Below are 25,823 nucleotides of genomic sequence, written 5' to 3'. Positions count from 1 at the left end.
CCGCGATGGCCGACCTCATCTCGGTGGCCGAACTGGCGGCGTTGCAAGCCGATCCGCACGCGGATCTGGTGATCGCCGACGCCTCGGTGGACCTGCCGAGCCCCCGCTTCGACGGCGACCATCAAGCCCACTCGGGACGGCACTTCTTCGACCAGGCCCACATTCCCGGCTCGATCCATCTGGACCTCGTCGCCGAACTGCACGACAGTCGAGCGGACTACCACTTCGCCGTCCCCGAACCGGCTGACCTGGCCGCCCGGCTGGCCCGGCGCGGCATCGGCCGGGACACCACGGTGGTGGCCTACGACCGCGGCGACATGTTGTGGGCGGCTCGGTTGTGGTGGACGTTGCGCTGGATCGGGCTCGACGTGCGGGTGCTCGACGGCGGGCTGTCGGCCTGGCTGGCGCGCTACCCGGTGGCATCCGCAAGTCGGCCCGAACCCGGCCCCGCCGATCCGTGGATTCCCGAGCACCCCGCCGACGTGTGGGCCGACAAGGCGGCGGTGGCCGCGATTGCGGCGGGCACCGCACCCGGAACCCTGATCTGCGGACTGTCCGCCGAGGCGTTCGCGGGCACCGTGGCCTCCCGATACCGCCGGCGCGGCCACATCCCGGGCAGCGTCAACGTCCCGGCGCGAGCCCATCTCGGGCCGGACGGCCTGCTTCTACCCGTCGCGGCCCTGCGGTCGGCGTACGCGAGTATTACGGCCCACCCCGTGGTGCTGTACTGCGGCGGCGGCATCTCGGCCAGCCTCAACGCGCTGGCCCTGACGGTGGCCGGTGTCGGTGGCATCCGCATCTACGACGGGTCGCTCGAGCAGTGGGCCGCCGATCCCGAAGCGGCGCTGCAGGTCGCCGGATAAACCGCGCCCCTCGGCCGAATGGCACGAGGGGCGCGGGGCCCGCCTCACGGAGGGCCTGGAAATGACGTCTCCTTGGTTAGGAAACCCCCTCCAGTTCTTCGCCGGTGATATCCACCTGCTTGATCGGGCCGGTGAACCACTTCTTCACCGAGGCATGCCAGTAGATCCACAGCAGGAGCAGCACGCCGCCCACGACCAGCGGGGTGTAGTTGACGAACTTCCACTCGAAGCTGGCGTCCCACGGGGCGCCGCCGATCGAGGTGGGGAACATCGCGATGATCGAGGTGACGATGATCTCGGCCAGCGCCAGCGGAGCCATCCACTTGTGATGTCCGCGCAGGTTCCACTTGCCCAGCGGGAACGAGTCGCCCGCCTTCCAGCGGAAGTAGATCGGCACCGCGAAGCACAGGTACAGACCCACCACGCCGATCGAGACCACCGCGAAGAACGCGATCGGGACCGGCGCGCCGTTGATGTCCACCTCGACCAGCGCGGGCAACGTCAGGATGGCCGCGATGGCGGCGGTGATCATCACGGCGTTGGCCGGCACCTTGTTGGCGTTGACCTTCGACCACAGCTGATGGCCGGGCACCGCGCGATCGCGGCTGAACGCGAACAGCATGCGCGAGGCGCTGGTCTGGCACGCGGTGGTGCAGAACAGCTGACCGGCCGTCGAGATCAGCAGGACGACCGCCACCCACTTGGAGTCCATCGCCTGGGCGAAGATGGTGGCCACCGCGCCACCGCCCTTGGTCACACCGTCCACGTCCTGCACGGCGAACAGGAAGGTCAGCAGCAGAATCCAGCCGCCGATCGCCGAGTAGAAGATCGACCGCCAGATGCCCTTGGCGGCCCCGTCGGCCGCGCTCTTGGTCTCTTCGGACAGGTGCGCGGAGGCGTCGTAGCCGGTGATCGTGTACTGGGTCAGGATCGCCGACATCGGCAGCACGAACAGCAGGAACCCGATCCCGGAGGTCGAGCCGCCGAAGAAGCCGGTGTTGTTGACCGTGGTGGCGAACACCGTCGAGAAGCTGGCGTGCTGCTCGGGGATGGCCCACAGGATGACGATCACGGCGGCGGCGCCGATGACGTGCCACCACACCGAGATGTTGTTGATCACGGCCAGCAGGTGGCTGGAGAAGATGTTGATGGTCGCGACCACCACCAGGATCACCAGGAACATGATGAAGGTGCGCGTCAGGCTGTAGCCGGCCAGCCAGCTCTCGCTGAACGTACCGAGGGTGAGATCCAGGAAGGTCGCCGATCCGTAGGCCACCGACGCCAGGATGGCGATCAGGCCGACCAGATTGAGCCAGCCGGTGTAGAAGCCAGCCTTGGGGCCGCCGAGTTTGGCTGCCCACCAATAGATTCCACCGGACGTCGGGTATGCCGACACCAGCTCGGACATACACAAGCCGATGAGCAGGATGAACACCGACAGGATCGGCCAGCCCCAGGCGATGGCCGCCGGGCCGCCGTTGTTCCAGCCGAGGCCGAACGAGGTGAAGCAACCCGCCAGGATCGAGATGATCGAGAACGAGATGGCGAAATTGGAGAAGCTCGACCAGGAGCGGTGAAGCTCCTGGGAGTACCCCAGGCTGGCGAGGTGTCGTTCGTCCTCGTCGAGTATTTCGTGACCCTCTGGCACAGCGCTACTCCTTCTGATCCGTTCTGGGCGTGGTGGCAGGGAGGCGTCGGCACGGCGCGCTCTGAGTAGGGACTTTAGAGTGCTATTGGTCTGGTGTCCTACCTTTGGAGTGACGTTTATGTAAATCTGGTGGCAGAGGGCGCCGACCAGGCGAGCTCCAATGGTTGACTTTCCGTCGAATCATTCCGTCGATGAAGGGGACGCGTGTGACGTCTGAGGGTGGTGCCCGCCGATCCGGGCTGTTGACTCAGGTCGAGTTGGAGTCCCTGGTGGCCGCCGGCGAGATCGACACCGTGATCGTCGCCTTCGCCGACATGCAGGGCCGGTTGACCGGCAAGCGGGTGGCGGCCCGGCTGTTCGTCGAGGAGGTCGCCGCCCACGGCGCCGAATGCTGCAACTACCTGCTGGCCGTCGACGTCGACATGAACACCGTCGACGGTTACGCCATGTCCAGCTGGGAGTCCGGCTACGGCGACATGGTGATGACCCCGGACTTCTCCACGCTGCGGCTGCTGCCCTGGCTGCCCGGTACCGCGCTGGTGATGGCCGACCTGTCGTTCGTCGGCGGTGGGCCGGTGCCCGCGGCGCCACGCAGCATCCTGCGCACCCAGCTCGACCGGCTGGCCCAGCGGGGCCTGGAAGCCTTCGTCGGCACCGAGCTCGAGTTCATGGTGTTCGACAACAGCTTCCGCGAGGCGTGGGCGGCGGGCTATCGCGGCCTGACCAAGTCCACCGACTACAACGTCGACTACGCCATCCACGCCTCGACCCGGATGGAGCCGCTGCTGCGCGATATCCGGCTCGGCATGGACGGTGCTGGGATGTACTGCGAGGGCGTCAAGGGCGAGTGCAACTTCGGCCAGCAGGAGATCGCCTTCCGCTACGACAGTGCACTGGTGACGTGTGACAACCACACGATCTACAAGAACGGCGCCAAAGAGATCGCCGACCAGCACGGCAAGAGCCTGACGTTCATGGCGAAATTCGATGAGCGCGAGGGCAACAGCTGTCACATCCACATCTCGCTGCGCGGGGCCGACGGCAGCCCGGTCTTCGCCGATCACGACGAACCGCTCGGAATGTCACCGATGTTCCGCAGCTTCATCGCCGGGCAACTGGCGACCCTGCGCGAGCTGACCCTGTTCTACGCGCCGAACATCAACTCCTACAAGCGATTTGTCGAGGGCAGCTTCGCGCCCACGGCGATCGCCTGGGGGTTGGACAACCGCACCTGCGCGCTGCGGGTGGTGGGCCACGGGCATTCCATGCGGATGGAGTGTCGTGCCCCCGGCGGTGACGTCAACCAGTACCTGGCGGTGGCCGCGCTGGTGGCCGGTGGTCTGCACGGTATCGACAACGGTCTGGAACTGCCGGACGCCTTCGCCGGCAACGCCTACACCAGTGGGGCAGAAAAGCTTCCGACCACGTTGGCCGAAGCGGCTGCGCTCTTCGAATCCTCGACCGTGGCCCGCGAGGCCTTTGGCGATGAGGTCGTCGAGCACTACCTGAACAACGCGCGCGTGGAGCTGGCGGCGTACAACTCCGCAGTGACCGACTGGGAAAGGGTGCGCGGATTTGAGCGGCTCTGACCTCAGGCCGGTGGTCGGCCTGACCACCTACCTTCAGCAGGCGCAGACCGGGGTGTGGGATGTGCACGCCAGCTTCCTGCCCGGTATCTACATCCAGGGTGTGACGCTGGCCGGTGGTATCGCCACGCTGCTGCCCCCGCAGCCCGTCGACGCCGAGATCGTCGAGCGCGTGCTCGACCGGATCGACGGTCTGATCATCACCGGCGGCAAGGACGTCGACCCGGCCGCCTACGGCCACGACCCGCACCCCACCACCGATGAGCCCGCCCGTGACCGCGATGCCTGGGAGTTCGCGCTGCTGGCCGGTGCGCTGCGCCGCCGGATGCCGATTCTCGGAATCTGCCGTGGCGCCCAGGTGCTCAACGTGGCTCTGGGTGGCACGCTGCACCAGCACCTGCCCGACATCCTGGGGCACACCCGCCACCAGCAGGGCAACGCGGTGTTCTCCACCTCGACGGTGCGCACCATCGAGGGCAGTAAGCTCGCCGGACTGATCGGCGAGACCTCCGATGCGCAGTGCTACCACCACCAAGCCATCGACCGGCTCGGTGACGGTCTGGTGGTCAGTGCCCGGGACAGCGACGGCGTGATCGAGGCCGTCGAGATGCCCGGCCACGACTTCGTGCTCGCCGTGCAGTGGCATCCCGAGGAAACCCTGGACGACCTGCGGGTGTTCGCCGGACTGGTGAATGCCGCGCGGGCGTATACGACCGAGAAAGTTGACCTGTGACCTCTACAGAGCTGATCAATCCGGCCACCGAGCAGGTGTTGCGCAGCGTCGAACTCACCGACGTCGCCGGTGTCGACGACGCGATCGCCCGCGCCACGGTGGCGCAGAAGGCCTGGGCGGCACAGGCCCCCGCCGAACGGGCCGCCGCGCTGCGGGCGTTCGCCGCGATCGTCGACGCCCATGTCGGTGAGCTGGCCGCCCTGGAGGTCGCCAACTCCGGACATCCCGTCGGCGCCGCCGAGTGGGAGGCCGGCCACGTCCGCGACGTGCTGCAGTTCTATTCGGCCACCCCGGAGCGGTTGTCCGGCAAGCAGATTCCGGTGGCCGGCGGCCTGGACGTCACGTTCAACGAGCCGATGGGTGTGATCGGCGTGATCACCCCGTGGAACTTCCCGATGCCGATCGCCGCGTGGGGGTTCGCCCCGGCACTGGCTGCCGGCAACGCGGTGGTGCTCAAGCCGGCCGAATGGACGCCGCTGACCTCGATCCGGCTCGGAGAACTCGCGCTCGAGGCGGGCCTGCCCGCCGACCTCTTCCAGGTGCTGCCGGGTAAGGGATCGGTGGTGGGGGAGCGCTTCATCAGCCACCCCGACATCCGCAAGATCGTGTTCACCGGTTCGACCGAGGTCGGCACCACAGTGATGGCCGGGGCTGCCGCTCAGGTCAAGCGGGTGACCCTGGAACTCGGCGGCAAGAGCGCCAACATCGTGTTCGACGACTGCGACCTGGAGAAGGCGGCGGCCACTGCGCCGTACGGCGTGTTCGACAACGCCGGGCAGGACTGCTGCGCCCGTAGTCGGATCCTGGTGCAGCGCAGCGTATTCGACAGGTTCATGGAGCTGCTCGAACCCGCGGTCAAGGGCCTGGTTGTCGGTGACCCCGCGGCACGCGACACCGAGATGGGCCCACTGGTATCGCGCAAGCACTTCGATTCGGTGGCGGCCTATGTTCCCGACGACGCCCCGGTGGCGTTCCGCGGCTCGGCGCCCGACGGGCCCGGCTACTGGTTCCCGCCGACCGTGCTCACCCCGGCGCGCACCGACCGCACCGTGACCGAGGAGATCTTCGGGCCGGTCGTCACCGTGCTGCCGTTCGAGGACGAGGCCGACGCGATCGCGCTGGCCAACGACACTGAATACGGTCTGTCCGGCTCGATCTGGACCGACAACCTGTCTCGTGCGCTGCGGGTCTCCCGGGCGGTCGAGGCGGGCAACCTCAGCGTGAACTCGCACTCCTCGGTGCGGTACAACACCCCGTTCGGGGGGTTCAAGCAGTCCGGACTCGGCCGTGAACTCGGACCCGACGCCCCGCTGCACTTCACGGAAACCAAGAACGTCTTTTTCGCGATCGGAGAAGCATGACCTCGAAAGTCGATCTGACCCAACGGCTGTCCGGCAAGGTTGCCGTCATCACCGGTGCCGCCAGTGGTATCGGGCTGGCCACCGCCAGGCGGTTACATGCCGAGGGTGCCACCATCGTGGTGGGCGACATCGACCCCAAGACCGGTAAGGACGTCGCCGAGGAACTGGGCGGAACCTTTGTGCCGGTGGACGTTTCCGACGAGATCGCGGTCAACAACCTGTTCGACACCGCCGCGGCCACCTACGGCTCGGTGGACATCGCGTTCAACAACGCCGGCATCTCGCCGCCCGATGACGACCTGATCGAGAACACCGAGCTGCCGGCCTGGCAGAAGGTGCAGGACATCAACCTCAAGAGTGTGTACCTGTGCTGCCGGGCGGCGTTGCGGCACATGGTGCCCGCGCAGAAGGGATCGATCATCAACACCGCGTCGTTCGTCGCGGTGATGGGGTCGGCCACCTCGCAGATCTCCTACACCGCGTCCAAGGGCGGTGTGCTGGCGATGTCGCGCGAACTCGGTGTCCAGTTCGCCCGCCAGGGAATCCGCGTCAACGCGCTGTGCCCCGGACCGGTGAACACCCCGCTGCTGCAGGAGCTGTTCGCCAAGGATCCCGAGCGGGCGGCCCGACGGCTGGTGCACGTGCCGATGGGCCGCTTCGCCGAGCCCGAAGAGCTGGCCGCGGCGGTGGCGTTCCTGGCCAGTGACGACTCGTCGTTCATCACGGGCTCGACGTTCCTGGTCGATGGTGGTATCAGTGGCCACTATGTGACCCCGCTGTAAAGGAGCTTCACCTATGTCGGCCGATCCGGAATCAGCAGTGGCCTCCGAGGCCCTGCTGCGTCCGGTGCGGCCCGGCAACGCCTTCGAGGACACCGTCGGCCGGCTGCTGCAGACCATCCGGCTCGGTGTGCTCGCCCCGGGTGACTCGCTGCCCCCGGAGCGGGAGCTGGCCGCCAAACTCGGCGTCAGCCGCGACACCGTGCGGGAGGCCATCAAGTCGCTGGCCGACGCCGGCTACCTGGTGTCGCGGCGCGGCCGCTACGGCGGCACGTTCCTGGCCGAGGAATTGCCCGCCCCGAGTGACGAGGCGGTCCGGGTCAACCGCGACGAGCTCGACGACGCGCTGCGGCTGCGGGAAGTCCTGGAAGTCGGAGCCGCCCGGATGGCCGCCACCCGCACCCTGACCGCCGCCGAGCGCGAAGGCCTGTGGTCGCGGCTGGCCGACGTGCGCGGAGCCGACCCGGACGACTACCGGCGGTTGGACTCGCGGCTGCACCTGGCAATCGCCGAGGCCGCCGGCACACCATCACTGGTGCCGCTGGTGGCCGAGAACCGGATGCGCCTCAATGCGCTGCTGGACCAGATTCCGTTGTTGCGGCGCAACATCGCCCACTCCGACGAACAGCACGAGGCCATCGTCATCGCGATCCTCGCCGGGGATGTGGCGGCCGCCGAGTCGGCTATGCGGGCCCACGTCGCGGGCTCGGCCGCGCTGCTGCACGGCTTTCTGGACTGAGCCGCAGATCGGGCTGCGAACGTTCCAGCGGGGTGAGAACGGCCGTCAACCACAGCAGCGTCAGCGCCGCCGACGACAAGAACCCGGCCACCATCCACGGTCCCGGTCCGGGGCACGAGGCGTACGGAGTGGTTTGATGCCACCACAGCACACCCAAGCCGACGACGGTGCCCAGCCCGCCGCCGTAAGCCGCCACGGTGCACCGCCGGAAAGTGCTGTGCATCAACGCAATTGATGACAGCACCGCCGTGGCGGTGAACAGCACCAGAGCCACCGAACAGATGGCGATTCCCGGTGTACCGTCCGCGGCGCGGGTGTGGACGTCTGACCAACCGGCGGCTGCCGCCGCGACCAGGATCGCCACGGTCACCCCGGTGAGGCGGGTGCGCCGCCGTCCGATCCAGACATCCTCGAACACCTGTCGCTCGATGCGGCGACACATCGCGTCGAGGTCGTCGTTACGGGTGTGCACGTTCACTGGTCGGATCCCGCCGCCCCGTGGTTCCCGGCTCAGCCCACCTGGTCGTCGCGGCTGGCGGCGACCATCAGGTCATCACGGGCCCGGGCCACCCGGGAGCGGATGGTGCCGACCGGGCACCCGCACACCTCGGCGGCCTCGGCGTAGGACAGTCCGAGCACCTGGGTGAGCATCAGCGCTTGGCGGCGATCCTCGTCCAGTCCGTCGAGAAGCATCCGGATCTCGATGATGTCCTCGAAGCGGGCCGCGCTGCGCCGGGTGTCGAGCACCTGGTCGAGATCGACGGTGTAGCCGGCGGAGCGGGGGCGGGCCTGATTGCGCCGGATCTGGTCGACCACCACGCGCCGGGCGATGGACAGCAGCCAGGTTCGGGCCGAGGAGCGTCCGGAGAACCGGGGTAGTGAACCCAGCGCCCGGAGGTACGTCTCCTGGGTCAGGTCGTCGGCGTTGCCGGGGTCACCGAGGAAGGCGACCGTGCGCCACACATCACGTTCGGTGGCCCGGATGAAGGCGTCGAGTGCGGCGTTGTCACCGCGTCCGGCGGCCAGCGCCCATGAGGTCACCTGGTCCTCGTCGCGTTCGGCCACGAGAGCAGACTAGGGGATCGCGGCCGCGGCCACACGTCCAGCCCCGTCGGAACGGACCCTGCCCCCGCGGGAGTAGTTTGGAGGGGGTCGAACGGCCCGGCACCAGGGGTTTCTTTTTCGCGGGAACCGAATGCCGCCGGCGTCCGACTAATCGACTTGAGCCGAACACTGTCGATCGACGAGGAGGACGATGACGGCATCCGTCGTCGGCGGCGTCGCCGATACCGACGTCCGCCGGGTCCAACTCGACGTCTCCGGAATGTCGTGTGCCGCGTGCGCCGCACGGGTCGAGACCAAGCTGAACAAGGTCGACGGCGTGCACGCCACGGTCAACTACGCCACCCGGGTCGCCACCATCGATGCCGCTGACTCGGTGGCCACCGACGATCTGTGCGAGGTGGTCCGCAAGGCCGGCTACGACGCCGCGCCGCGCACCTCGACGCCGGTCGAGGTGGCCGACCCCGACGAGCAGACCGCGCGCAGCCTGCTGCGCCGGCTCGCGATCGCAGCCGTGTTGTTCGTTCCGCTGGCCGACCTGTCGGTGATGTTCGCCGTGGTGCCCAGCACCCGGTTCACCGGGTGGGGCTGGGTGCTGACCGCGCTGGCACTACCCATCGTCACCTGGGCCGCCTGGCCGTTTCATCGGGTGGCGCTGCGCAATGCCCGGCACGGCACCGCCTCGATGGAGACGTTGATCTCGGTCGGTGTCTCCGCGGCCACGCTGTGGTCGCTGTACACGATCTTTCTCGGCCACGGCCTGCGCCAGACGAACGGGATCTGGCAGGCCCTACTCAGCAGCGACGCGATCTATCTGGAGGTCGCCGCCGGCGTCACGGTGTTCATCCTGGCCGGCCGGTACTTCGAGGCCAAGGCCAAGTCGCGGGCCGGTAGCGCACTGCGGGCGCTGGCCGCGCTGAGCGCCAAGAACGTGACGGTCCTGCTGGGCGACGGCACCGAGATGGTGATCCCCGCCGACGAGCTGAAGGAACAACAGCGCTTCGTGGTGCGGCCGGGCGAGACCATCGCCGCCGACGGCCTGGTGATGGACGGCAGCGCAGCGATCGACATGAGCGCGATGACCGGCGAGTCCACGCCGGCCCGCGTCCACCCGGGTGGCCGGGTGATCGGCGGCACGGTGGTGCTCGACGGCCGGTTGATCGTCGAGGCGGCCGCGGTCGGCGCCGACACCCAGTTCGCCGGCATGGTGCGGCTGGTCGAGGAGGCCCAGGCGCAGAAGGCCGACGCCCAGCGGCTGGCCGACCGGATCGCCGGGGTGTTCGTGCCCGCGGTGTTCGTCATCGCCGCCGTGACGGCCGCGGTCTGGCTGCTGTCCGGGGCCGGAGCTGATCGGGCGTTCTCGGCCGCGCTGGCCGTGCTGGTGATCGCCTGCCCGTGTGCCCTGGGCCTGGCCACCCCGACGGCCATGATGGTGGCCTCGGGCCGCGGGGCCCAGCTCGGTATCTTCCTCAAGGGTTACCGGGCGCTGGAGGCCATCCGCGCCGTGGACACCGTGGTGTTCGACAAGACCGGCACGCTGACCACCGGGCATCTCACCGTCACCGGCGTGACTGCCGCACCGGGCTGGACGGCCGACGAGGTGCTCGCGCTGGCCGCCGCCGTCGAGGCGGCCTCCGAACATGCGGTGGCCGTGGCGATCACCGGTGCGGTGGCGGACCGGGGGGAGGTCGAGGACTTCCGCTCCTATGCCGGCCGGGGAGTCACCGGCGAGGTGTCGGGCAGGCAGGTCACCGTGGGCCGCCCGTCGTGGGTGCGCGGCGATACCGCGTTGCCCGCCGAACTGGAGACCGCCTGGCGGGCCGGCGAATCCCGTGGGGAGACGGTGGTTCTGGTCGCGGTCGACGGCGCGGTGTGCGGTGCGATCGCGGTGGCCGATGCGGTCAAGGAGTCCGCCGCCCAGGCCGTGGCGGACCTGCACGGCAGGGGACTGCGCACCGTGCTGCTCACCGGCGACAACGCCTCGGCGGCAGGTGCGGTGGCGGCCCAGGTCGGTATCGACGAGGTGATCGCCGAAGTGCTGCCCGAGGGCAAAGTCGACGTCATCGAGCAACTGCGCGAGCGCGGCCGGGTGGTCGCGATGGTCGGCGACGGCATCAACGACGGCCCCGCGCTGGCGTCGGCGGATCTGGGCCTGGCGATCGGCCGTGGCACCGACGTCGCAATCGGGGCCGCCGACATCATCCTGGTGCGCGACGATCTCGACATCGTCCCGCAGGCACTGGATCTGGCCCGCGCCACCATGCGCACCATCAGGGTCAATCTGTTCTGGGCGTTCGGTTACAACGTGGCCGCGATCCCGATCGCCGCCGCGGGCATGCTCAATCCGCTCATCGCCGGTGCGGCGATGGCGTTCTCCTCGTTCTTCGTCGTCTCGAACAGCTTGCGGCTGCGCAACTTCGGGGCTACCGGTCGGAAAGGCTGAATCGTGTCGGAGCAGACGTTCAAGGTCGAAGGGCTGCACTGCCAGAGTTGTGTGCGCGTGGTGAGCAGCGCGCTGCAGGCGCTACCCGCCGTCAGTGGGGTCGAGGTGGATCTCGGCGAGCCCTCGACGGTGCGGGTGCAGGCCGATACCGATCTGTCCGTCGAACAGGTGCAGGCCGCCCTCGACGAAGAGGGCGAGTACTCCGTCGTCGGCTGAGCCGGGAACCAGACAGTGGCGCCCCGCGACCGATACAGCGTGAGGCGACAACGTTTTCCGCGCCCGGCAGTCGAAGAGTGGGACTGGCAGCGCCGCGGGGTGTGCCGGGCGGCCGACTCGTCGGTGTTCTTCGGACCCGACGGTGAGACCCGCGCCGCGCGGGTGCGCCGGGAACGGGCCGCCAAGACCCTCTGCCATGGGTGCCCGGTGATCGCCGAATGCCGTCGCCATGCGCTGAACGCCGGCGAACCCTATGGAATCTGGGGTGGCCTGTCGGCCGCCGAGCGCGAGCGGTTGTTGCGGCCTCAGCGCCGCGTCTTGGACAGCTCCCGCAGCATCGCGTTGTAGGCGTCCAGGTCGTCGTCGTAGTTGGCGTCGGCGTGCCGGTCGGTGCGGGTGGCCACCTTGCGGTCCTGGCGCGCCCACTGCACCACCAGCGCCACCACCACCACGATCACCGGCAATTCGCTTGAGCCCCAGGCGATTGCGCCACCGAGGTGCTGGTCGTCGAGCAGGCTGGACAGCCATGGCAGGTCGAGCTTGCTGTAGAAGCTCTCTCCCATGACCGAGGTCATGGTCATGGTGGCGATGCCGAAGAAGGCGTGGAACGGCATCACCGCGAACAGCATTGCCAGCCTGCCGATGAACGGCAGCCGGCGCGGGCCGGGGTCGATGCCGATGATGCCCCAGAAGAACAGGTAGCCCGTGATCAGGAAGTGCACGGTCATGAACTCGTGACCCCAGTGGTAGCGCACCAGAGTGTCGAACAGCGGCGTGAAGTAGACCGCGTACAGCGAGCCGACGAACAGCACGAAGGCCGTCGCCGGATGGGACAGGAAGCGCGACGCCGGTGAATGCACCAGCCACATCAGCCATTCCCGGGGGCCCGGGGGCTGGTCGGCGGGTGCGGCGGGCAGCGCGCGCAACGCCAGGGTGATCGGGGCGCCCAGCACCAGGAAGACCGGGATGAACATGTTGAGCGCCATGTGCTCGGACATGTGCACGCTGAACATCGCCGACCCGTAGGCCCGCACCCCGGAACTGGTGGCCAGCAGCAGGGCCAGGCAGCCGAACAGCCAGGCTGCCGTCCGCCCCGGCGGCCACGTGTCACCGCGACGGCGCAGCCGGACCACGGCCACCACGTACAGCACCGCGAGCACCACCGCGCCGATACCGAGCAGCACGTCGAACCGCCAGACCGTCAGCAGCCGAACCGCATTCGGCGGCTGCGGCAATTCATAGCCGAGGAAGACATCCCACGCGGTGAACTGGTGGGCCAGTAGCCGGGGTGCGGTCTGCACGGCCATCGCCGCCACTGCGGCCACCGCGACGATCATCGCCACCGCACCGGCCGGACCGCCCGGCTTACCGGTGCGCAGCCGCGTGATGTCGAGCAGCCAGCTGGCCAGCAGTACGGCCGCCGCCAGCAGCCCCAGCCGCCCGTAATCCGATTCGGTGAGCGTGCCGGGATCGGTGAGCAGGAACAGCAGCAGTGCGCCGTAGACCAGCGCCACCGCCCCGGCAATCAGTTCGATCAGCAGAACGCGGTGGCGCAGCGCATCCTCCGGTGGGGCGATCGCCGCGGCGATCTTCATTCCGGCCAGCACTGCCAGCGCGAGGGAGAACACGATCACGGCGCTGGTGGCGTAGTCGTGGTCGGGACCCTGCCCGGCGTTGCCGGTCACCGGAACCGCGACCACCGCGATCAGGCTCGGCACCAGCAGCACGACGTGCCAGACCCAGCGCACGGTCAGGCGCAGCGACACGGCCACCACCGCGGCGAAGATCGTCACCGCCGCCCAGCCGCGGGCCATCTCCGAGGCGCCCACCGCCGAGCCGATCGCGCCGCTGCTCACCAGCCGGGCTACCGGGACACCGGCGGCAGCCGCGGCCTGCACCACCACCATGACGGCCGCCGTCACCGCCCACAGCGGCGCGACTCGTTCGGCGAGCAGATGCACCCGGAAGGAGGCGGCATCGAGCACGCCGCGCTCGTCGGGACGCGCCGTGATGACGACGAAGACCAGACCGCCCAGGCACACCGCCCCGGCCAGGGTCGCGGTGAAGAAGCCGATGAACTCGGCGATGCTGGTCGGCAGGCCGGGGAAGGAGTCACCGGTCTCGCGGAATCGGGCGGCCCCGGACGCCACGGCATACCCCGCCAGCGCTGCGGCCAGGACAAGGTATCCGCCGACCAGTGCCCATCGGCCGGCTGGTCGGCTGCCTGTGCGGCTCGACTCCATCGCCGCTAGTCTACGACTCTTCGTCGTAGTGAATTCCGCGCGGTGGGAACTTCGGGCCGCCGCCGGTCGACCAATTGCAGACACGTCCCGAGACCGAAAGTTGATGCCCGGTGATCCAGGATCTGACGCTGCGCTGGATCGTCACGCTGCTGTTCGTGCTCAGCGCTGCCGAATGCGTCTTCGCCATCGCCGTGGGGCATCGCCGGTGGCCCAGCGTCGTCAGCTACTCCCTGCACGCGATCATGGCGGTGGCGATGGCGGTGATGGCCTGGCCGCGTGGTGCGGCCCTGCCGACGATCCCGCCGATGATCTTCTTCCTGCTCGCGACTCTCTGGTTTGTCGTCATCGCCGGCACCGCATCGGCGGCCGGTCACCGGATCGCGACGATCTACCACGCGCTGATGATGCTGGCGATGGCGTGGATGTATGCGGTGATGAACGGCCGGGTGCTGCCCGGGCAGTCGTCGGGCTCGGCGGAGGCTGCGGGCGCCGGCTCGGGCGGGCATCACGGTGGGCACATGAACATGCCCGGGATGGACATGCCCGACATGCCGGGGATGGACATGGGTGACTCCGCGGGTGCCGCAACCGGATACCCGGACTGGATCGCCGCACTCAACTGGGTGTGCACCATCGGCTTCGCGGTGGCGGCGGTGGTCTGGCTGTACCGGTATCTCGTGGCGCGCCAGAACCGTTCAGCCGGTGACGCGGTGCACCAACTCGGCCTGCTCAGCCAGGCGATGATGGCCATCGGAATGGCCGTCATGTTCGGCGTGATGCTGTAGGCGCTGCGACCCGATCGGGGACCGGGCCGCAGCGCCCGACGTTCTAGCAGGAACCCTGTGCTCGCAGCGTGGTCTTGGCGACCGTCACGGTGCAGGACTTCGAGCTGGCCGCGGCTGCCTTCGCGGTCGTGCGATGCGGGGTGCTGCTGGTCGACACTCCCGACAACGCGCGGATGAAGGTCGCGTCCAGGTCTGCTTCGTCAGGCAGGTCCACGCCTTGCGCCTGCAGTTGGTCGTAGGTGGTCTTGATCAGGCCGCCGTTGAGCAGGCTGACGAACGACCCGTTGGACCCGTGGGTGGGGTGGTCGTAATTCGGTGTGCCGAAGGCGTTGTGGTAGCCCACGCCGAGCGCGGAGTCGTCGAGGGCCTTGTTGAACGGGGTGCTCTGATTGAACACCCGGTCACCGAGCGCCTGGACGATTCGGACCCCGGGCGCCGGGTTGCCCGGTGCGCTTTCGGTGCCGAAGCCCGGCCTCCCGACGGCGTCTCCCGACGGGGTGCTGTAGCCGTGGGCGGATGCGATCCCCGCACCCGGGGCGGCCAGTGTGAGCGCTGCGGCCAGCGCCGTGGCCCCGACCGCGGAGCCGATGAGGAACCGGTGTGAGGTGGTGTGCTGGAGAGTGGTCATGGGGTCGATACCTTTCGGATGGGAGGGTGGGTCAGCGGGCGGTGGTGTCACAGGGCGTGGTGGCAGTGCGGGTGGTGCCGTCGGCGCATACGGACTTCGAGCCGTTGCCCGCACCGCCTGCGGAGTTGGCACCGCTCTTGGCGCCGCCCGACTTGGCGCTGCCACCGCTGCCGCTACCGCTGCCGGAGTCGCTGCCCGAATCCGATCCGTGGTCATGCCCGGGATGTGCCGCCGCGGGGCCGGCCGGCCCGGCCAGGGCGAGCGCTCCCGCGGCGAATGCCGTGACGAGCAGGCGCGCGGCCTGACGACTTCGTTTGTGCTGCATGGGTTCTCCTGTCGCAATAACTACTACGCTGTGTAGTAGTTAGGGGTGTAGTGGTCCCGGGATCGCATCTGCGGGGATCAGCTACTCCATCGGTGTGCGCGTCGGGTGTGGCACACAGGCGACTCCCAGCATTCGCACAGACAATCAGTCGCGCGGCAGGGCGAAAAGTTCCTCGCTGCCCGGTTTCAGGCGGCCGAACCGTCGGTGGGGTAGAGGTGTCCGCGTCGGCGTCCGCGCACGGCGTTGTCGGGCAGGACCAGATCCTGCGCGTCGGCGCTGCCCTGCGGTCCCGGGTTTCGGGTGTCGCGCCACACCAGCAGTGCCAGCATCGTGCCGAGCAGGACGGGAACGTGGCTCATCATCCGGTCGACGGTGACCGCCCCCGAGATCGCATCGCTGATGACGTAGATGGCGAGCACCACGGTGAACACGCTCAGCACGCCGGCGAGTCCGGCGGCGGCGGCGGGCCGCAACGCGGCGCCGATCATCACCGCACCCAGCGCCGCTGACCAGGCCGTCGACTCGTTGAGCAGGTGCCCGCCCATCATGGCGTGGTGGCCGGCGGAGGTCCCGACGTCAGCGCCGAACCCCTGGGCGACGGCCAGGGCGAGCTGGACGGCGCCGACGATGCCCAGTGCCCACCGGCGCCAGGTCGCCGTCAGGCCCGGGATGAGCGATCGCCGGGCTGGCGCGGTCGGAGCGGCGACAGCCTGCACCTGGGAGCGCCCCGCCAGCCGGCGCAGCAATTGCGTCTGATCGACGGCACGCGCGTACCAGTCGCGGCACTGCTCACACGTGGCGAGGTGCTCGTCGACACGGGGGCCCGGCACGGGCTCCCGTTCTCCGTCGATCCGAGCCGACAACGCCTCACGGGCGACATCGCAGTCCACGGATCAATAGTCGCGCACGGGCCCCGGATTGTTCCAGCTGATCAGAATTGGTCTGGTGCTCGGCTAGATTCCTTAGCTATGGACGGGCCAGGCGACGAGGTGACGGTCGAGCGTGCCTCCTCGGCGCTGGCCGACGTCGATATCAACGGCTGGACCCAGCGCTTCGACCTGCTCAGCGACCCGCACCGGCTGGAGATCCTGCTCTGCCTGCACCGCGCTCCCGGCATCTGCGTCGGCGATCTTGCGTCGGCGCTGGGCCGTTCGGAAAACGCCGTCTCCCAAGCTCTTCGGGTGTTGCGCCAGCAGGGCTGGGTGACCTCGACCCGGGTTGGCCGGCTGGTCAGCTACCGGCTGGAGGACCACACCGTCCACGACCTCCTGCACTGGATCGGTGCCGCCCACAACGAGTAACCAGTAGTTCATCTGAACATGTAGACAGATGATTGGCTGCGGCACTAGGTTGGAACACGGGCACCGGTCGGGTGCCCGTGCGTCGAGGAGGACCGGTTGAGCGTCCAGATCACAGCCATGCACATGAGCGATGGTCTGGTGAACGCTCCCACCTCGATGTTGTTCGCCGCGCTGGCGATCGCCGCAGTGGGGTTCTGCGCCTGGCGGGCGCGCGCCGAACTCGACGAGCGTGCCGTCCCGCTGGCCGGACTGGTCGCGGCGTTCATCTTCGCGGTGCAGATGATCAACTTCCCGATCCTGCCCGGCGTCAGCGGACACCTTCTCGGTGGCGCGCTGGCCGCGATCCTGGTGGGCCCGTTCACCGGGGTGTTGTGCATCGCGATCGTGCTGGTAGTGCAGTCGCTGCTGTTCGCCGACGGCGGTGTGACGGCGCTGGGGATGAACACCACCAATATGGCCCTGATCGGGGTGGCAGCCGGCTACTCGACCGCCGTACTGCTGTACGCGGTGGTCCGACGGCGCGGGCAGGGGCAGTCGGTCCCCGCCCTCGGCGTTGTCGCGTTTCTCTCCGCCGTAGTGGGAACAGTCTGCGCAGCAATGGGTTTCGTGATCGAGTATTCGATCGGTGGTGCCGCCCCGGTGTCGCTGACCACGGTCGCGACCTACATGCTGGGCACCCACGTGCTGATCGGCATCGGGGAGGGTGTGATCACCGCGGTCACCGTCATGGCGGTTGCGCGGGCGCGGCCGGACCTGGTGTACCTGCTGCGGCGCACCCGCACCGAGACGGCGGTACCGGCATGAGGCGGCACTGGCGGTTCTGGGCCGGTTTCGCCACCGCCATCGTGCTGATCGCCGGGGTGGTGTCCTACTTCGCCAGTTCCAGCCCCGACGGGCTGGACTCGGCAACCCTGCAGGGCTGCCAGGTCGTCACGACCGACCACGGCGAACAGCTCACCGGTAGCTGTATCGCCCAGCACGCCACCGAGCACCCGATGTCGGTGTCACCGCTGGCCGACTACACGCTGTTCGGGCATACCGGCAGCGTCGGGGCGGCCGGAATCATCGGCGCTGTGGTGGTGCTGGCGCTGGCCGGCGGTGCGTTCTGGCTGCTCGCCCGCAGCCGCCGCTCCGGGAGCTGACGCCCGTGGGCGCGGGCCACTCCCATCCGCTCTACCGCGACGGGCACTCCGTGGTGCATCACGCACCCGCCGAGGTCAAGATCGCCGGACTCGTGGTGTTCGTGCTAGCGGTGGTGGCCACCCCTCGGGAGATGATCTGGCCGTTCGCGCTCTACGCGGTGATCGTGCTCGTCGTGTGGCGGGTGGCCAGGATTCCGCTGCGCTGGATCCTGCCGCGCATGCTGATCGAGGCGCCGTTCCTGGTGCTGGCGGTGCTGCTGCCCTTCGCCGAGGGTGGCCAGCGCGTGCAGGTCGCCGGTCTGCAGCTGTCGGTGGCCGGGTTGTGGGCGGCCTGGGGCATCGTGGTCAAGGGAACTCTCGGCGTGGCCGCCTCGCTGACGGTGGCCGCCACCACCTCGGCGCGGGAGCTTCCGCTGGCGCTGAGCAGACTCGGGGTGCCCGGTCTGATCACCTCTATGCTCGTGCTGATGATCCGCTACATCGACCTGCTGTCGGCTGAGATCAGCCGCATGCGGATGGCCCGGATCTCGCGTGGTGACTCGCCGCGTGCCCTGCACCAGGCCGGTGCCATCGCCAAAGGTGTTGGCGCCCTGTTCCTGCGGTCCTATGAGCGCGGCGAGCGGGTGTACCTGGCGATGACCTCGCGTGGTTTCGACGGCAAGGTGCCCGAACTGGCGATCGTCGGTGCCCGGCCGCGCGCGACATCGGCGCAGTGGCTGGCGGCGCTGACGCCGGCGGCGGCCGCGATCACGGTGGCAGGTGCGGCGTGGATGCTGCGATGAGTCCGCCGGCCATCCGCGTCGAGGGCCTGCACTACCGCTACCCCGACGGCCGGGTGGCCCTCGACGGTGTCGACCTGAGCGTTGCGCCGGGGGAGCGGGTGGCCGTCCTCGGGCCGAACGGGGCCGGTAAGACCACGCTGATGCTGCACCTCAACGGGGTGCTCGCGGCGACGTCGGGCACCATCGAGATCAGCGGGATCACGTTGGACCGCAAGACTCTTCGGGATATCCGGCGCCGGGTGGGGCTGGTCTTCCAGGATCCCGACGACCAGCTGTTCATGCCGACGGTGGCCCAGGACGTCGCCTTCGGCCCGGCCAACTTCGGCGTCACCGGCGACGAATTGGCCGCCCGGGTCCACGCCGCCCTGGACATCGTGTCGATGACCGAGCATGCCGAGCGCAGCCCTGCACACCTCTCGGTGGGTCAGCGCCGGCGTGCGGCGCTGGCCACCGTGCTGGCGTGCGAACCGGAGATCTTGGTGCTCGACGAGCCGTCGGCCAACCTCGATCCGGTGGCCCGTCGCGAGCTGGCCGCGACGCTGGCCACATTGCCTGCCACCATGCTGATCGTCACCCATGATCTGCCGTACGCCGCGCAACTGTGCGACCGCGCCATCGTGCTGGACCACGGGGTGGTGGTCGCCGACGACACCGTCACCGCGGTGCTGTCCAACAGTGAGCTACTGGCCGCCCACCGGCTCGAATTGCCCTGGGGTTTCGTGGTTCCCACCCGCTGAGCGCAGCCGGCATCCCTCGCGACTGTGCAACGGCATACCCGACACGCCGCGCAGTGCGGATGAGACCGCACACTCGCGGATGGCTCAGTGCCGCTTGGCGGGTGGCCACGGCGGCTCGCCGCACAACGCCAGCAGTGCGTTCTCGATGACCTCGGGCAGCGCCGGATGGATCCAGTACTGGCCGCGGGCCATGTCCTGACCGGCCAGCCCGAAGCTCATCGCCTGGATCAACGGCTGGATCAACGACGATGCCTGGTGCCCCATGATGTGCGCGCCCAGAATCGTTCCGGTATCGGCTTCCACGACCACCTTCGCGAACCCCGTGGTGTCTTCCATCGCCCAGCCGTAGGCCACATCGCCAAAGTCCTGGATCTTGGTGCGGATGTCGTAACCCGCTGCGCGGGCCTCATTCTCCGTCAGCCCGACACACGCGATCTGCGGATCGGTGAACACCGCCGACGGTACGAACCGGTGATCCGAAGGCATGAGCGCCTCGGTGTCATCCCAGTCGGCCAGCAGGTTGTTCTTCACCACCCGGGCCTCGTGATTGGCCACGTGCTTGAGCTGAAACGGCGAGCTAACGTCACCGAGCGCGAAAATGCCTCGCGCTGTGGTCCGTTGGTACTCGTCGACCACCACCCGGCCGTCCTCGACGTCGACCCCCACCGACTCCAGGTTGAGCAGGTCGGCGTTGGGGATCCGGCCGGTGGCCACCAGCACCGCGTCGGCCGTCACCTCCGAGCCGTCGTCCAGCTCGATCACGGTCTGCGTGCCGGCCGATCGCGCGCCGATCATGTTGCGGTGGCTGCGAATCTCCCATTTCTTGCTCGCGATGTCGGTGAACCGTTCGCAGACCGTGTCATCGCAGTGCGACAGCATCGTGCCGCCGCGGATCACGATGGTGACCCGCGATCCCAGCGAGGAGAACACGTGCGCGAACTCGGCGGCCACGAAACCGCCGCCGATGATCACCAGGTGCTCGGGAAGTTCGGCCATCCGCATGATGGTGTCGCTGGTGTGGACGTCCACGCCGCAGCCGGCGATCGCCTCGGGGATCATCGCCCGTGCCCCGGCCGCGATCACCACCTGCTCGGCGGTGAACTCCTCACCCTTCTCAGTGCGCAGCCGGTAGCCCGCGTCGGTGCGCCCGTTGAACGTCGTATGGGAGTCGTAGACAGTGACATTGGGCAACGAACGCCGGTAGTGCTCACCGCCCACCGCGATCGGATCGATCCGGCCGAACACCCGCGACACGATGTCCGACCACCGCACACCGTCGACGTGCGCGTCCACCCCGTAACGGGCGGCGTCGCGCACCGTCGCGGCCACCTCGGCGGCGTAGACGAACATCTTCGTCGGGATACAGCCCACATTCAGACAGGTGCCACCGAACACACCCTGCTCGCAGATGGCGATCTTTTTCTCGGCGTAGCGGTCGTCGAGAACCGAATTGCCCGAACCGGTTCCGATGATCGCGATGTCGAAATGCTCCACAAGATCCCCTAATCCCGGCCCGATGCCGATGCGGTCTCGGCACAGTGCGCGAGATAGAAGTCCAGCCACCCGGCCAGCTCACGGTAGGCCGCGGCGCGCGGCTGCGCCAACGACAGGAACACATCGTGCTTGGCGTCGACCACCGGCACCACCGTGGTCCGGTTGCCGATACACCCCGCCCAGCGGGCGATCTGGCTGACATCGAGCACCGCGTCGCCGCGCTGCATCGTGTCCGGCACCGTCGTTTCCTTGACGCTGCGATCGGACCGCAGGATCAGGTTGGGCACCCCGACGTCCAGGCCGCGGTGCAGCGTGGCCTGGCCGCGACGGATCGCATGGATCCAGCCGAACGTCACCGGGAACCCGCCCAGCGGTTTCCACTGCAGGTTGTAGTCGAACTCGCCGTGGTACTCGCGGTGCAGGGTCAGCCCGTAGCCGCCCTTGCCGGTGCCGCGGATCACCGAGGTCTTACGCACCCGCGACAGCGCGCCGATGGCGGTCGACGTCAGCCGGGTGCGCAGGATCGCCGGGCCGTGCAGATCCAGCCAGGGGCTGTTGAGGATCAGCCCCCCGATCCCGAGCCGTGCCGTCGCTTCACGACGGCGTACCCGGTCGAGCCACAGCGAGACGATCAGGCCGCCGGCCGAATGGCCGTAGACCAGCACCCGGGTGCCGGGGTTCTCGGCGGTGATGATCGCGACGGCCGCTTCGAGTTCGCGGTCGTAACGGGAGAGGTCGGTGGTGAAGTGCGGGGTCTGCCCGGTGCGCCAGGACCGGCCGCACTTGTGCTGATCGAGGGCGTAGAACCGGAAGCCGCGGCCGGTGAAATGGTGCGCGAGCTCGGTGTTGAAGAAGTAGTCGGTGAAGCCGTGGACCGCCAGCACACAGTGCTCTGCGGGGGGCGCTTCGCCGCCGCGGCGGACCAGGGTGGCGAAGAGATCGCCCTCGCCGTCGGGGTCGGGTCCCAGCGCCACGGTGGTCTGCTGGAAGCCCAGCAGGACGTCGTCCGACCATTCGGCGTGCGCTGCCGTCACGAGGCCTACCTTAGCGGCGGTGTGGTGCTGGCGACTCGACCGAATAGTCCGGGGTGGCTCGGGATAACCTGACAAGTAGTACAGCCGTCACGAGACAAGGACGAACCGGTGTCTGAAACCACCAAAACCGATGTGGTGCTGGTCGGCGCGGGGATCATGAGCGCCACCCTGGGTGCGCTGCTGCGGCTGGTCGAGCCGGACTGGTCGATCACGCTGGTGGAACGCCTCGATGCCGCCGCCGCCGAGAGCAGCGATCCGTGGAACAACGCCGGAACCGGGCACTCGGCGCTGTGTGAGCTCAACTACACCCCGCAGAACGCCGACGGCAGCATCGAGATCGCCAAGGCCGTCACCGTCAACGAGCAGTTCCAGGTGACCCGGCAGTTCTGGTCGTACGCGGTGGAGAACGGCATCCTGCCCGACGTCCGCAACTTCCTGAACCCGATCCCGCACGTCAGCTTCGTGCACGGCGCCGAGCACATCGACTACCTGCGCCGCCGCCGCGACACCCTGGTGCGCAACCCGCTGTTCGCCTCCATGGAGTTCATCGACGACGCCGACGAGTTCGCCCGCCGGCTGCCGCTGATGGCCAAGGGCCGTGACTTCACCGAGCCGGTCGCGCTGAACTGGACCACCGACGGCACCGACGTCGACTTCGGGTCGCTGACCCGTCAGCTGCTGGGCTTCGGTACCCAGCGCGGGATGACCACGCTGTTCGGCCACGACGTGCGCGACCTGCACCAGGAGTCCGACGGCAGCTGGACGGTCAAGGTCATCAACCGCCGTACCGGGCAGAAGCGCAAGCTCTCCGCCAAGTTCGTCTTCGTCGGCGCGGGCGGCGGTGCGCTGCCGCTGCTGCAGAAGGCCGGCATCAAGGAGGCCAAAGGCTTCGGCGGCTTCCCGGTCAGCGGCCAGTGGCTGCGCACCGGCGACGCCGAGCTGGCCGCCGCCCACCAGGCCAAGGTCTACGGCCTGCCGCCGCTGGGTGCCCCGCCGATGTCGGTGCCGCACCTGGACACCCGCGTGATCAACGGCCGCTCGTGGCTGCTGTTCGGGCCGTTCGCCGGCTGGTCGCCGAAATTCCTCAAGGAGGGCAAGGTCACCGACCTGCCGCTGTCGGTCAAGCCCAACAACCTGGCGTCGATGGTCGGTGTGGGCCTCACCGAGTGGGGTCTGCTGAAGTACCTGATCGGACAGCTGGCCCTCAGCGAAGCCGCCCGGGTCGACACGCTGCGTGAATTCGCGCCCACCGCAGAGGATTCCGACTGGGAGCTCGATATCGCCGGCCAGCGCGTGCAGGTGATCCGCCGCGACTCCAAGAAACTCGGCGTCCTGGAATTCGGCACCACCGTGCTGGCCGCCGGCGACGGGTCGATCGCCGGTCTGCTCGGCGCCTCGCCGGGTGCCTCCACCGCGGTGCCGGCCATGATCGAGGTGCTGCACCGCTGCTTCCCCGACCGCTACCAGGGCTGGGAGCCGCGACTCAAGGAGATGGTGCCCTCGCTGGGCGTCAAGCTCTCCGAGAACCCGCAGCTCTTCGACGAGGTGTGGTCGCACGGCACCAAGGTGCTGGGCCTGGGTAGCGCCGCTCACTCGGTTTCGGCTGACCCGGAGCCGGCAGGGGTGGTGTGACGGTCGCCCTGCGCCGCTCCTGGGCCAAGGACCTCGACGCGGCGACCCTCTACGAGCTGCTGAAACTGCGCGTCGAGGTGTTCGTGGTCGAGCAGGCCTGCCCCTATCCCGAGCTCGACGGACGCGACCTGCTCGCCGAGACCCGGCACTTCTGGCTCGAGCAGCCTGACGGCGCGGTGATCTCCACGCTGCGGCTGATGGAGGAGCACGCCGGGGGTGAGAAGACGTTCCGGATCGGTCGGGTCTGCACCCGCCGCTCCCAGCGCGGTCAGGGGCACACCGCCCGCCTGATGGCCGCCGCCCTGGCTGACGTCGGCGACCACCCGTGCCGGATCAACGCCCAGACCTACCTGGCCGAGATGTACGCCCGGCACGGGTTCGTGGTCGACGGCGACGAGTTCGTCGAGGACGGCATCCCGCACGTGCCGATGGTGCGGCGCACCACGCTCGAAGCCGGCAAGCAGTGAGCACTCCGGCCTACCCGTTCAGCGCGCTCGTCGGTCATGACCGGCTGCGGCTGGCTCTCGTGCTGTGCGCGGTGCGCCCCGAGATCGGCGGCGTGCTGATCCGCGGCGAGAAGGGCACCGCCAAGTCCACGGCGGTGCGCGCCCTGGCCGCGGTGCTGGCCGAGGTGGACGCCGGCTCCCGGCTGGTGGAGCTGCCGATCGGCGCCACCGAGGACCGCGTGGTCGGCTCGCTGGATCTGCAGAAGGTGCTGCGCGACGGCGAGCACGCGTTCTCCCCGGGCCTGCTGGCCCGCGCCCACGGGGGCGTGCTCTACGTCGACGAGGTCAACCTGCTGCACGACCACCTGGTCGACATCATGCTCGACGCCGCCGCGATGGGCCGGGTGCACATCGAGCGCGACGGGGTGTCGCACTCACACGAATCGCGCTTCGTGCTGATCGGAACGATGAATCCCGAAGAGGGAGAACTGCGTCCGCAGCTGCTCGACCGGTTCGGCCTGACCGTGGACGTGCAAGCCTCCCGCGATGTGGCGGTGCGCAGCGAGGTGATCCGACAGCGGCTGGCCTACGAGGCCGACCCGGGCGGGTTCGCCGCCCGCCACGCCGAGCAGGACCGTGAGCTGGCGGCGCGGATCGCCGCGGCCCGCGCCCGGGTGGTTGCGGTGGAACTACCCGACGCCGAACTGAACCGCATCGCGGCGCTGTGCGCGGCGTTCGACGTCGACGGCATGCGTGCCGATCTGGTGGTGGCCCGCACCGCTGTCGCGCACGCCGCCTGGCGCGGGGCCGACGCCGTTGCCGAAGAGGACATCCGGGTGGCCGCCGAACTGGCTCTGCCGCACCGGCGTCGTCGTGACCCGTTCGACGACCCTGGCCTGGATCCGGCCCAGCTCGACGAGGCGCTGGCCGCCACTGCCGAGACCGGCTCGGATCCCGAGCCCGAACCCGATCCGCCCGGCGGCGGGCAGTCGGTCGACGGTGACTCGGGACAGTCTGCTCCGCAACAGAATTCGTCGTCATCGACGACTCGTCCGTCGGCCCCGCCCGCGGCGACGTTTCGCACCCGCGCGCTGACGGTGCCCGGTGTGGGGGAGGGCACCCCGGGCCGACGGTCGCGGGCCCGCAACCGATCCGGCGCGGTGATCACCGCCACCGACCAACCCGAGACCGGCCACGGTCTGCATCTGTTCGGCACCGTTCTCGCCGCGGCCGGGCACGGCCGTCGCCGTCCCGATCCCGACGACATCCGCCGCGCGGTACGCGTCGGCCGGGAGGGCAATCTCGTCATCTTCGTCGTCGACGCCTCCGGCTCGATGGCCGCCCGCGACCGGATGTCGGTGGTCACCGGTGCGGCCCTGTCCCTGCTGCGCGATGCCTATCAGCGCCGAGACAAGGTTGCGGTCATCACTTTCCGCGGCGAGGACGCCCGGCTGGCGCTGCCCCCGACCACCTCGGCGCACATCGCGTCGCGGCGGCTGACCCGCTTCGACACCGGCGGCACCACACCGCTGGCCAAGGGCCTGCTGGCCGCCCGCGACGTGGTGCTGCGCGAGCGCGTGCGCGACCGCACCCGCCGCCCGCTGGTAGTCGTGCTCACCGACGGCCGCGCTACTGGCGGGCCCGACCCGCTGGGCCGCAGTCGCAGTGCCGCAGCACTTTTGGTGGCCGAAGGTGCCGCTTCGGTGGTGGTGGACTGCGAAACCTCGTATGTGCGGCTGGGCTTGGCCGGTGAGCTGGCCGAGCAGTTGGCGGCCCCGCTGCTGCAGCTCGAGCAGCTGCGCGCAGACTATTTGGCGCAAGCCGTTCGCCGCGCCGCCTGAGCC

Annotated in this window: 27 protein-coding genes; 18 read left to right on the top strand and 9 right to left on the bottom strand. The window is 69.1% G+C overall.

Annotated features, from left to right (window positions below):
- The first annotated feature begins 5 nt into the window (after positions 1 to 5).
- Positions 6 to 863, top strand: a complete 858-nt coding sequence (locus tag BN3385_RS23990) for a sulfurtransferase (protein WP_059022370.1) — start codon at positions 6 to 8, stop codon at positions 861 to 863.
- Between the two features lie 76 nt (positions 864 to 939).
- Here the strand turns inward: BN3385_RS23990 and BN3385_RS23985 are convergent, their stop codons facing one another.
- Complete coding sequence (locus tag BN3385_RS23985) at positions 940 to 2,511, bottom strand: amino acid permease (RefSeq protein ID WP_059020634.1); 1,572 nt, start codon at positions 2,509 to 2,511, stop codon at positions 940 to 942.
- Between the two features lie 206 nt (positions 2,512 to 2,717).
- On the opposite strand from BN3385_RS23985, the gene BN3385_RS23980 reads away from it, so the two are divergent.
- Genes BN3385_RS23980 through BN3385_RS23960 form a run of 5 tightly spaced genes read left to right on the top strand, consistent with a single transcriptional unit; the run spans position 2,718 to position 7,709 of the window.
- Positions 2,718 to 4,100: a glutamine synthetase family protein gene (locus BN3385_RS23980; RefSeq protein ID WP_286141850.1), complete on the top strand. Its 1,383-nt coding sequence runs from the start codon at positions 2,718 to 2,720 to the stop codon at positions 4,098 to 4,100.
- Positions 4,087 to 4,830, top strand: a complete 744-nt coding sequence (locus tag BN3385_RS23975; RefSeq protein WP_059020630.1) for a gamma-glutamyl-gamma-aminobutyrate hydrolase family protein — start codon at positions 4,087 to 4,089, stop codon at positions 4,828 to 4,830. Before BN3385_RS23980 ends, BN3385_RS23975 begins: the two co-directional genes overlap by 14 nt.
- A complete protein-coding gene (locus BN3385_RS23970) occupies positions 4,827 to 6,191 on the top strand; it encodes an aldehyde dehydrogenase family protein (protein ID WP_059020628.1) in 1,365 nt (454 codons plus the stop codon). Before BN3385_RS23975 ends, BN3385_RS23970 begins: the two co-directional genes overlap by 4 nt.
- Entirely contained in the window at positions 6,188 to 6,973 is a 786-nt protein-coding gene (locus BN3385_RS23965; RefSeq protein ID WP_059020626.1) for a 3-oxoacyl-ACP reductase, read from the top strand. The genes BN3385_RS23970 and BN3385_RS23965 overlap by 4 nt, the downstream gene beginning before the upstream one ends.
- 13 nt (positions 6,974 to 6,986) lie before the next feature.
- The gene (locus tag BN3385_RS23960) at positions 6,987 to 7,709 is read left to right on the top strand and encodes a FadR/GntR family transcriptional regulator (RefSeq protein WP_059020624.1); all 723 of its coding nucleotides are present in this window, start codon (positions 6,987 to 6,989) and stop codon (positions 7,707 to 7,709) included.
- On the opposite strand, the gene BN3385_RS23955 is transcribed toward BN3385_RS23960, so the two are convergent.
- Both BN3385_RS23955 and sigC read right to left on the bottom strand, forming a co-directional pair.
- Positions 7,654 to 8,187, bottom strand: coding sequence for a hypothetical protein (locus tag BN3385_RS23955; RefSeq protein ID WP_059020622.1), 534 nt, complete (start codon positions 8,185 to 8,187; stop codon positions 7,654 to 7,656). The genes BN3385_RS23960 and BN3385_RS23955 overlap by 56 nt on opposite strands.
- A gap of 32 nt (positions 8,188 to 8,219) precedes the next feature.
- Positions 8,220 to 8,774: an RNA polymerase sigma factor SigC gene (gene sigC, locus BN3385_RS23950; RefSeq protein WP_059020621.1), complete on the bottom strand. Its 555-nt coding sequence runs from the start codon at positions 8,772 to 8,774 to the stop codon at positions 8,220 to 8,222.
- A 190-nt stretch (positions 8,775 to 8,964) separates the two neighbouring features.
- Between sigC and BN3385_RS23945 the strand changes: the two genes are divergently transcribed.
- The 3 genes from BN3385_RS23945 to BN3385_RS23935 are packed head-to-tail and all read left to right on the top strand — an operon-like array spanning position 8,965 to position 11,778.
- Positions 8,965 to 11,214: a heavy metal translocating P-type ATPase gene (locus BN3385_RS23945; protein WP_059020619.1), complete on the top strand. Its 2,250-nt coding sequence runs from the start codon at positions 8,965 to 8,967 to the stop codon at positions 11,212 to 11,214.
- A 3-nt stretch (positions 11,215 to 11,217) separates the two neighbouring features.
- Positions 11,218 to 11,430 carry a heavy-metal-associated domain-containing protein gene (locus BN3385_RS23940; RefSeq protein WP_059020617.1) on the top strand — a complete coding sequence of 71 codons (213 nt, stop codon included), beginning with the start codon at positions 11,218 to 11,220 and terminating at the stop codon, positions 11,428 to 11,430.
- A 39-nt stretch (positions 11,431 to 11,469) separates the two neighbouring features.
- The gene (locus tag BN3385_RS23935) at positions 11,470 to 11,778 is read left to right on the top strand and encodes a WhiB family transcriptional regulator (protein ID WP_059020615.1); all 309 of its coding nucleotides are present in this window, start codon (positions 11,470 to 11,472) and stop codon (positions 11,776 to 11,778) included.
- On the opposite strand, the gene BN3385_RS23930 is transcribed toward BN3385_RS23935, so the two are convergent.
- Positions 11,736 to 13,673 carry a cytochrome c oxidase assembly protein gene (locus BN3385_RS23930; protein WP_059020613.1) on the bottom strand — a complete coding sequence of 646 codons (1,938 nt, stop codon included), beginning with the start codon at positions 13,671 to 13,673 and terminating at the stop codon, positions 11,736 to 11,738. The two genes, BN3385_RS23935 and BN3385_RS23930, sit on opposite strands and share 43 nt — an antisense overlap.
- 110 nt (positions 13,674 to 13,783) lie before the next feature.
- On the opposite strand from BN3385_RS23930, the gene BN3385_RS23925 reads away from it, so the two are divergent.
- On the top strand, positions 13,784 to 14,458 hold the full coding sequence (locus tag BN3385_RS23925; RefSeq protein ID WP_059020611.1) for a DUF5134 domain-containing protein: 675 nt from the start codon (positions 13,784 to 13,786) through the stop codon (positions 14,456 to 14,458).
- A gap of 43 nt (positions 14,459 to 14,501) precedes the next feature.
- Here the strand turns inward: BN3385_RS23925 and BN3385_RS28755 are convergent, their stop codons facing one another.
- The 3 genes from BN3385_RS28755 to BN3385_RS23910 form a co-directional block, all read right to left on the bottom strand.
- Positions 14,502 to 15,086: a hypothetical protein gene (locus tag BN3385_RS28755; protein ID WP_059020609.1), complete on the bottom strand. Its 585-nt coding sequence runs from the start codon at positions 15,084 to 15,086 to the stop codon at positions 14,502 to 14,504.
- Between the two features lie 31 nt (positions 15,087 to 15,117).
- A complete protein-coding gene (locus BN3385_RS23915) occupies positions 15,118 to 15,411 on the bottom strand; it encodes a hypothetical protein (RefSeq protein ID WP_059020607.1) in 294 nt (97 codons plus the stop codon).
- A gap of 185 nt (positions 15,412 to 15,596) precedes the next feature.
- The gene (locus tag BN3385_RS23910; protein ID WP_059020605.1) at positions 15,597 to 16,301 is read right to left on the bottom strand and encodes a zf-HC2 domain-containing protein; all 705 of its coding nucleotides are present in this window, start codon (positions 16,299 to 16,301) and stop codon (positions 15,597 to 15,599) included.
- Between the two features lie 78 nt (positions 16,302 to 16,379).
- Between BN3385_RS23910 and BN3385_RS23905 the strand changes: the two genes are divergently transcribed.
- From BN3385_RS23905 to BN3385_RS23885, 5 genes are all read left to right on the top strand, one after another.
- Complete coding sequence (locus BN3385_RS23905) at positions 16,380 to 16,712, top strand: ArsR/SmtB family transcription factor (RefSeq protein WP_059020603.1); 333 nt, start codon at positions 16,380 to 16,382, stop codon at positions 16,710 to 16,712.
- Between the two features lie 117 nt (positions 16,713 to 16,829).
- On the top strand, positions 16,830 to 17,516 hold the full coding sequence (locus tag BN3385_RS23900; protein ID WP_059020601.1) for an energy-coupling factor ABC transporter permease: 687 nt from the start codon (positions 16,830 to 16,832) through the stop codon (positions 17,514 to 17,516).
- Positions 17,513 to 17,854: a PDGLE domain-containing protein gene (locus tag BN3385_RS23895; protein WP_059020599.1), complete on the top strand. Its 342-nt coding sequence runs from the start codon at positions 17,513 to 17,515 to the stop codon at positions 17,852 to 17,854. Before BN3385_RS23900 ends, BN3385_RS23895 begins: the two co-directional genes overlap by 4 nt.
- Before the next feature lie 5 nt (positions 17,855 to 17,859).
- Positions 17,860 to 18,636, top strand: a complete 777-nt coding sequence (gene cbiQ, locus BN3385_RS23890; RefSeq protein WP_059020597.1) for a cobalt ECF transporter T component CbiQ — start codon at positions 17,860 to 17,862, stop codon at positions 18,634 to 18,636.
- A complete protein-coding gene (locus tag BN3385_RS23885; RefSeq protein ID WP_059022369.1) occupies positions 18,633 to 19,373 on the top strand; it encodes an energy-coupling factor ABC transporter ATP-binding protein in 741 nt (246 codons plus the stop codon). Before cbiQ ends, BN3385_RS23885 begins: the two co-directional genes overlap by 4 nt.
- 84 nt (positions 19,374 to 19,457) lie before the next feature.
- Here the strand turns inward: BN3385_RS23885 and mtr are convergent, their stop codons facing one another.
- A complete protein-coding gene (gene mtr, locus BN3385_RS23880) occupies positions 19,458 to 20,867 on the bottom strand; it encodes a mycothione reductase (protein WP_059020595.1) in 1,410 nt (469 codons plus the stop codon).
- An 8-nt stretch (positions 20,868 to 20,875) separates the two neighbouring features.
- Positions 20,876 to 21,901: an alpha/beta hydrolase gene (locus tag BN3385_RS23875; RefSeq protein WP_059020593.1), complete on the bottom strand. Its 1,026-nt coding sequence runs from the start codon at positions 21,899 to 21,901 to the stop codon at positions 20,876 to 20,878.
- Between the two features lie 108 nt (positions 21,902 to 22,009).
- Here BN3385_RS23875 and mqo point away from each other — a divergent pair, with 108 nt between their 5' ends.
- Genes mqo through BN3385_RS23860 form a run of 3 tightly spaced genes read left to right on the top strand, consistent with a single transcriptional unit; the run spans position 22,010 to position 25,820 of the window.
- Positions 22,010 to 23,533, top strand: coding sequence for a malate dehydrogenase (quinone) (mqo, locus tag BN3385_RS23870; RefSeq protein WP_059020591.1), 1,524 nt, complete (start codon positions 22,010 to 22,012; stop codon positions 23,531 to 23,533).
- Complete coding sequence (locus BN3385_RS23865) at positions 23,530 to 24,000, top strand: GNAT family N-acetyltransferase (protein WP_059020589.1); 471 nt, start codon at positions 23,530 to 23,532, stop codon at positions 23,998 to 24,000. The genes mqo and BN3385_RS23865 overlap by 4 nt, the downstream gene beginning before the upstream one ends.
- Positions 23,997 to 25,820, top strand: coding sequence for a magnesium chelatase subunit D family protein (locus tag BN3385_RS23860; protein WP_059020587.1), 1,824 nt, complete (start codon positions 23,997 to 23,999; stop codon positions 25,818 to 25,820). Before BN3385_RS23865 ends, BN3385_RS23860 begins: the two co-directional genes overlap by 4 nt.
- Positions 25,821 to 25,823 lie beyond the last annotated feature (3 nt).

This window comes from Mycobacterium sp. M26 (assembly GCF_001494595.1).
In the GTDB taxonomy this organism is placed as follows: Bacteria; Actinomycetota; Actinomycetes; order Mycobacteriales; family Mycobacteriaceae; genus Mycobacterium.
The sequence above is the reverse complement of the archived record's forward strand: the minus strand, read 5'-3'. Positions and strand labels throughout refer to the sequence as shown.

Bases quoted from the DNA above. Each gene is read 5' to 3' on its own strand.
- BN3385_RS23990 (WP_059022370.1), top strand. From the start codon at position 6: ATGGCCGACCTCATCTCGGTGGCCGAACTGGCGGCGTTGCAAGCCGAT.
- BN3385_RS23965 (WP_059020626.1), top strand. From the start codon at position 6,188: ATGACCTCGAAAGTCGATCTGACCCAACGGCTGTCCGGCAAGGTTGCC.
- BN3385_RS23960 (WP_059020624.1), top strand. From the start codon at position 6,987: ATGTCGGCCGATCCGGAATCAGCAGTGGCCTCCGAGGCCCTGCTGCGT.
- BN3385_RS23945 (WP_059020619.1), top strand. From the start codon at position 8,965: ATGACGGCATCCGTCGTCGGCGGCGTCGCCGATACCGACGTCCGCCGG.
- BN3385_RS23930 (WP_059020613.1), bottom strand. From the start codon at position 13,673: ATGGAGTCGAGCCGCACAGGCAGCCGACCAGCCGGCCGATGGGCACTG.
- BN3385_RS28755 (WP_059020609.1), bottom strand. From the start codon at position 15,086: ATGACCACTCTCCAGCACACCACCTCACACCGGTTCCTCATCGGCTCC.
- BN3385_RS23915 (WP_059020607.1), bottom strand. From the start codon at position 15,411: ATGCAGCACAAACGAAGTCGTCAGGCCGCGCGCCTGCTCGTCACGGCA.
- BN3385_RS23905 (WP_059020603.1), top strand. From the start codon at position 16,380: ATGGACGGGCCAGGCGACGAGGTGACGGTCGAGCGTGCCTCCTCGGCG.
- BN3385_RS23900 (WP_059020601.1), top strand. From the start codon at position 16,830: ATGCACATGAGCGATGGTCTGGTGAACGCTCCCACCTCGATGTTGTTC.
- BN3385_RS23895 (WP_059020599.1), top strand. From the start codon at position 17,513: ATGAGGCGGCACTGGCGGTTCTGGGCCGGTTTCGCCACCGCCATCGTG.
- BN3385_RS23885 (WP_059022369.1), top strand. From the start codon at position 18,633: ATGAGTCCGCCGGCCATCCGCGTCGAGGGCCTGCACTACCGCTACCCC.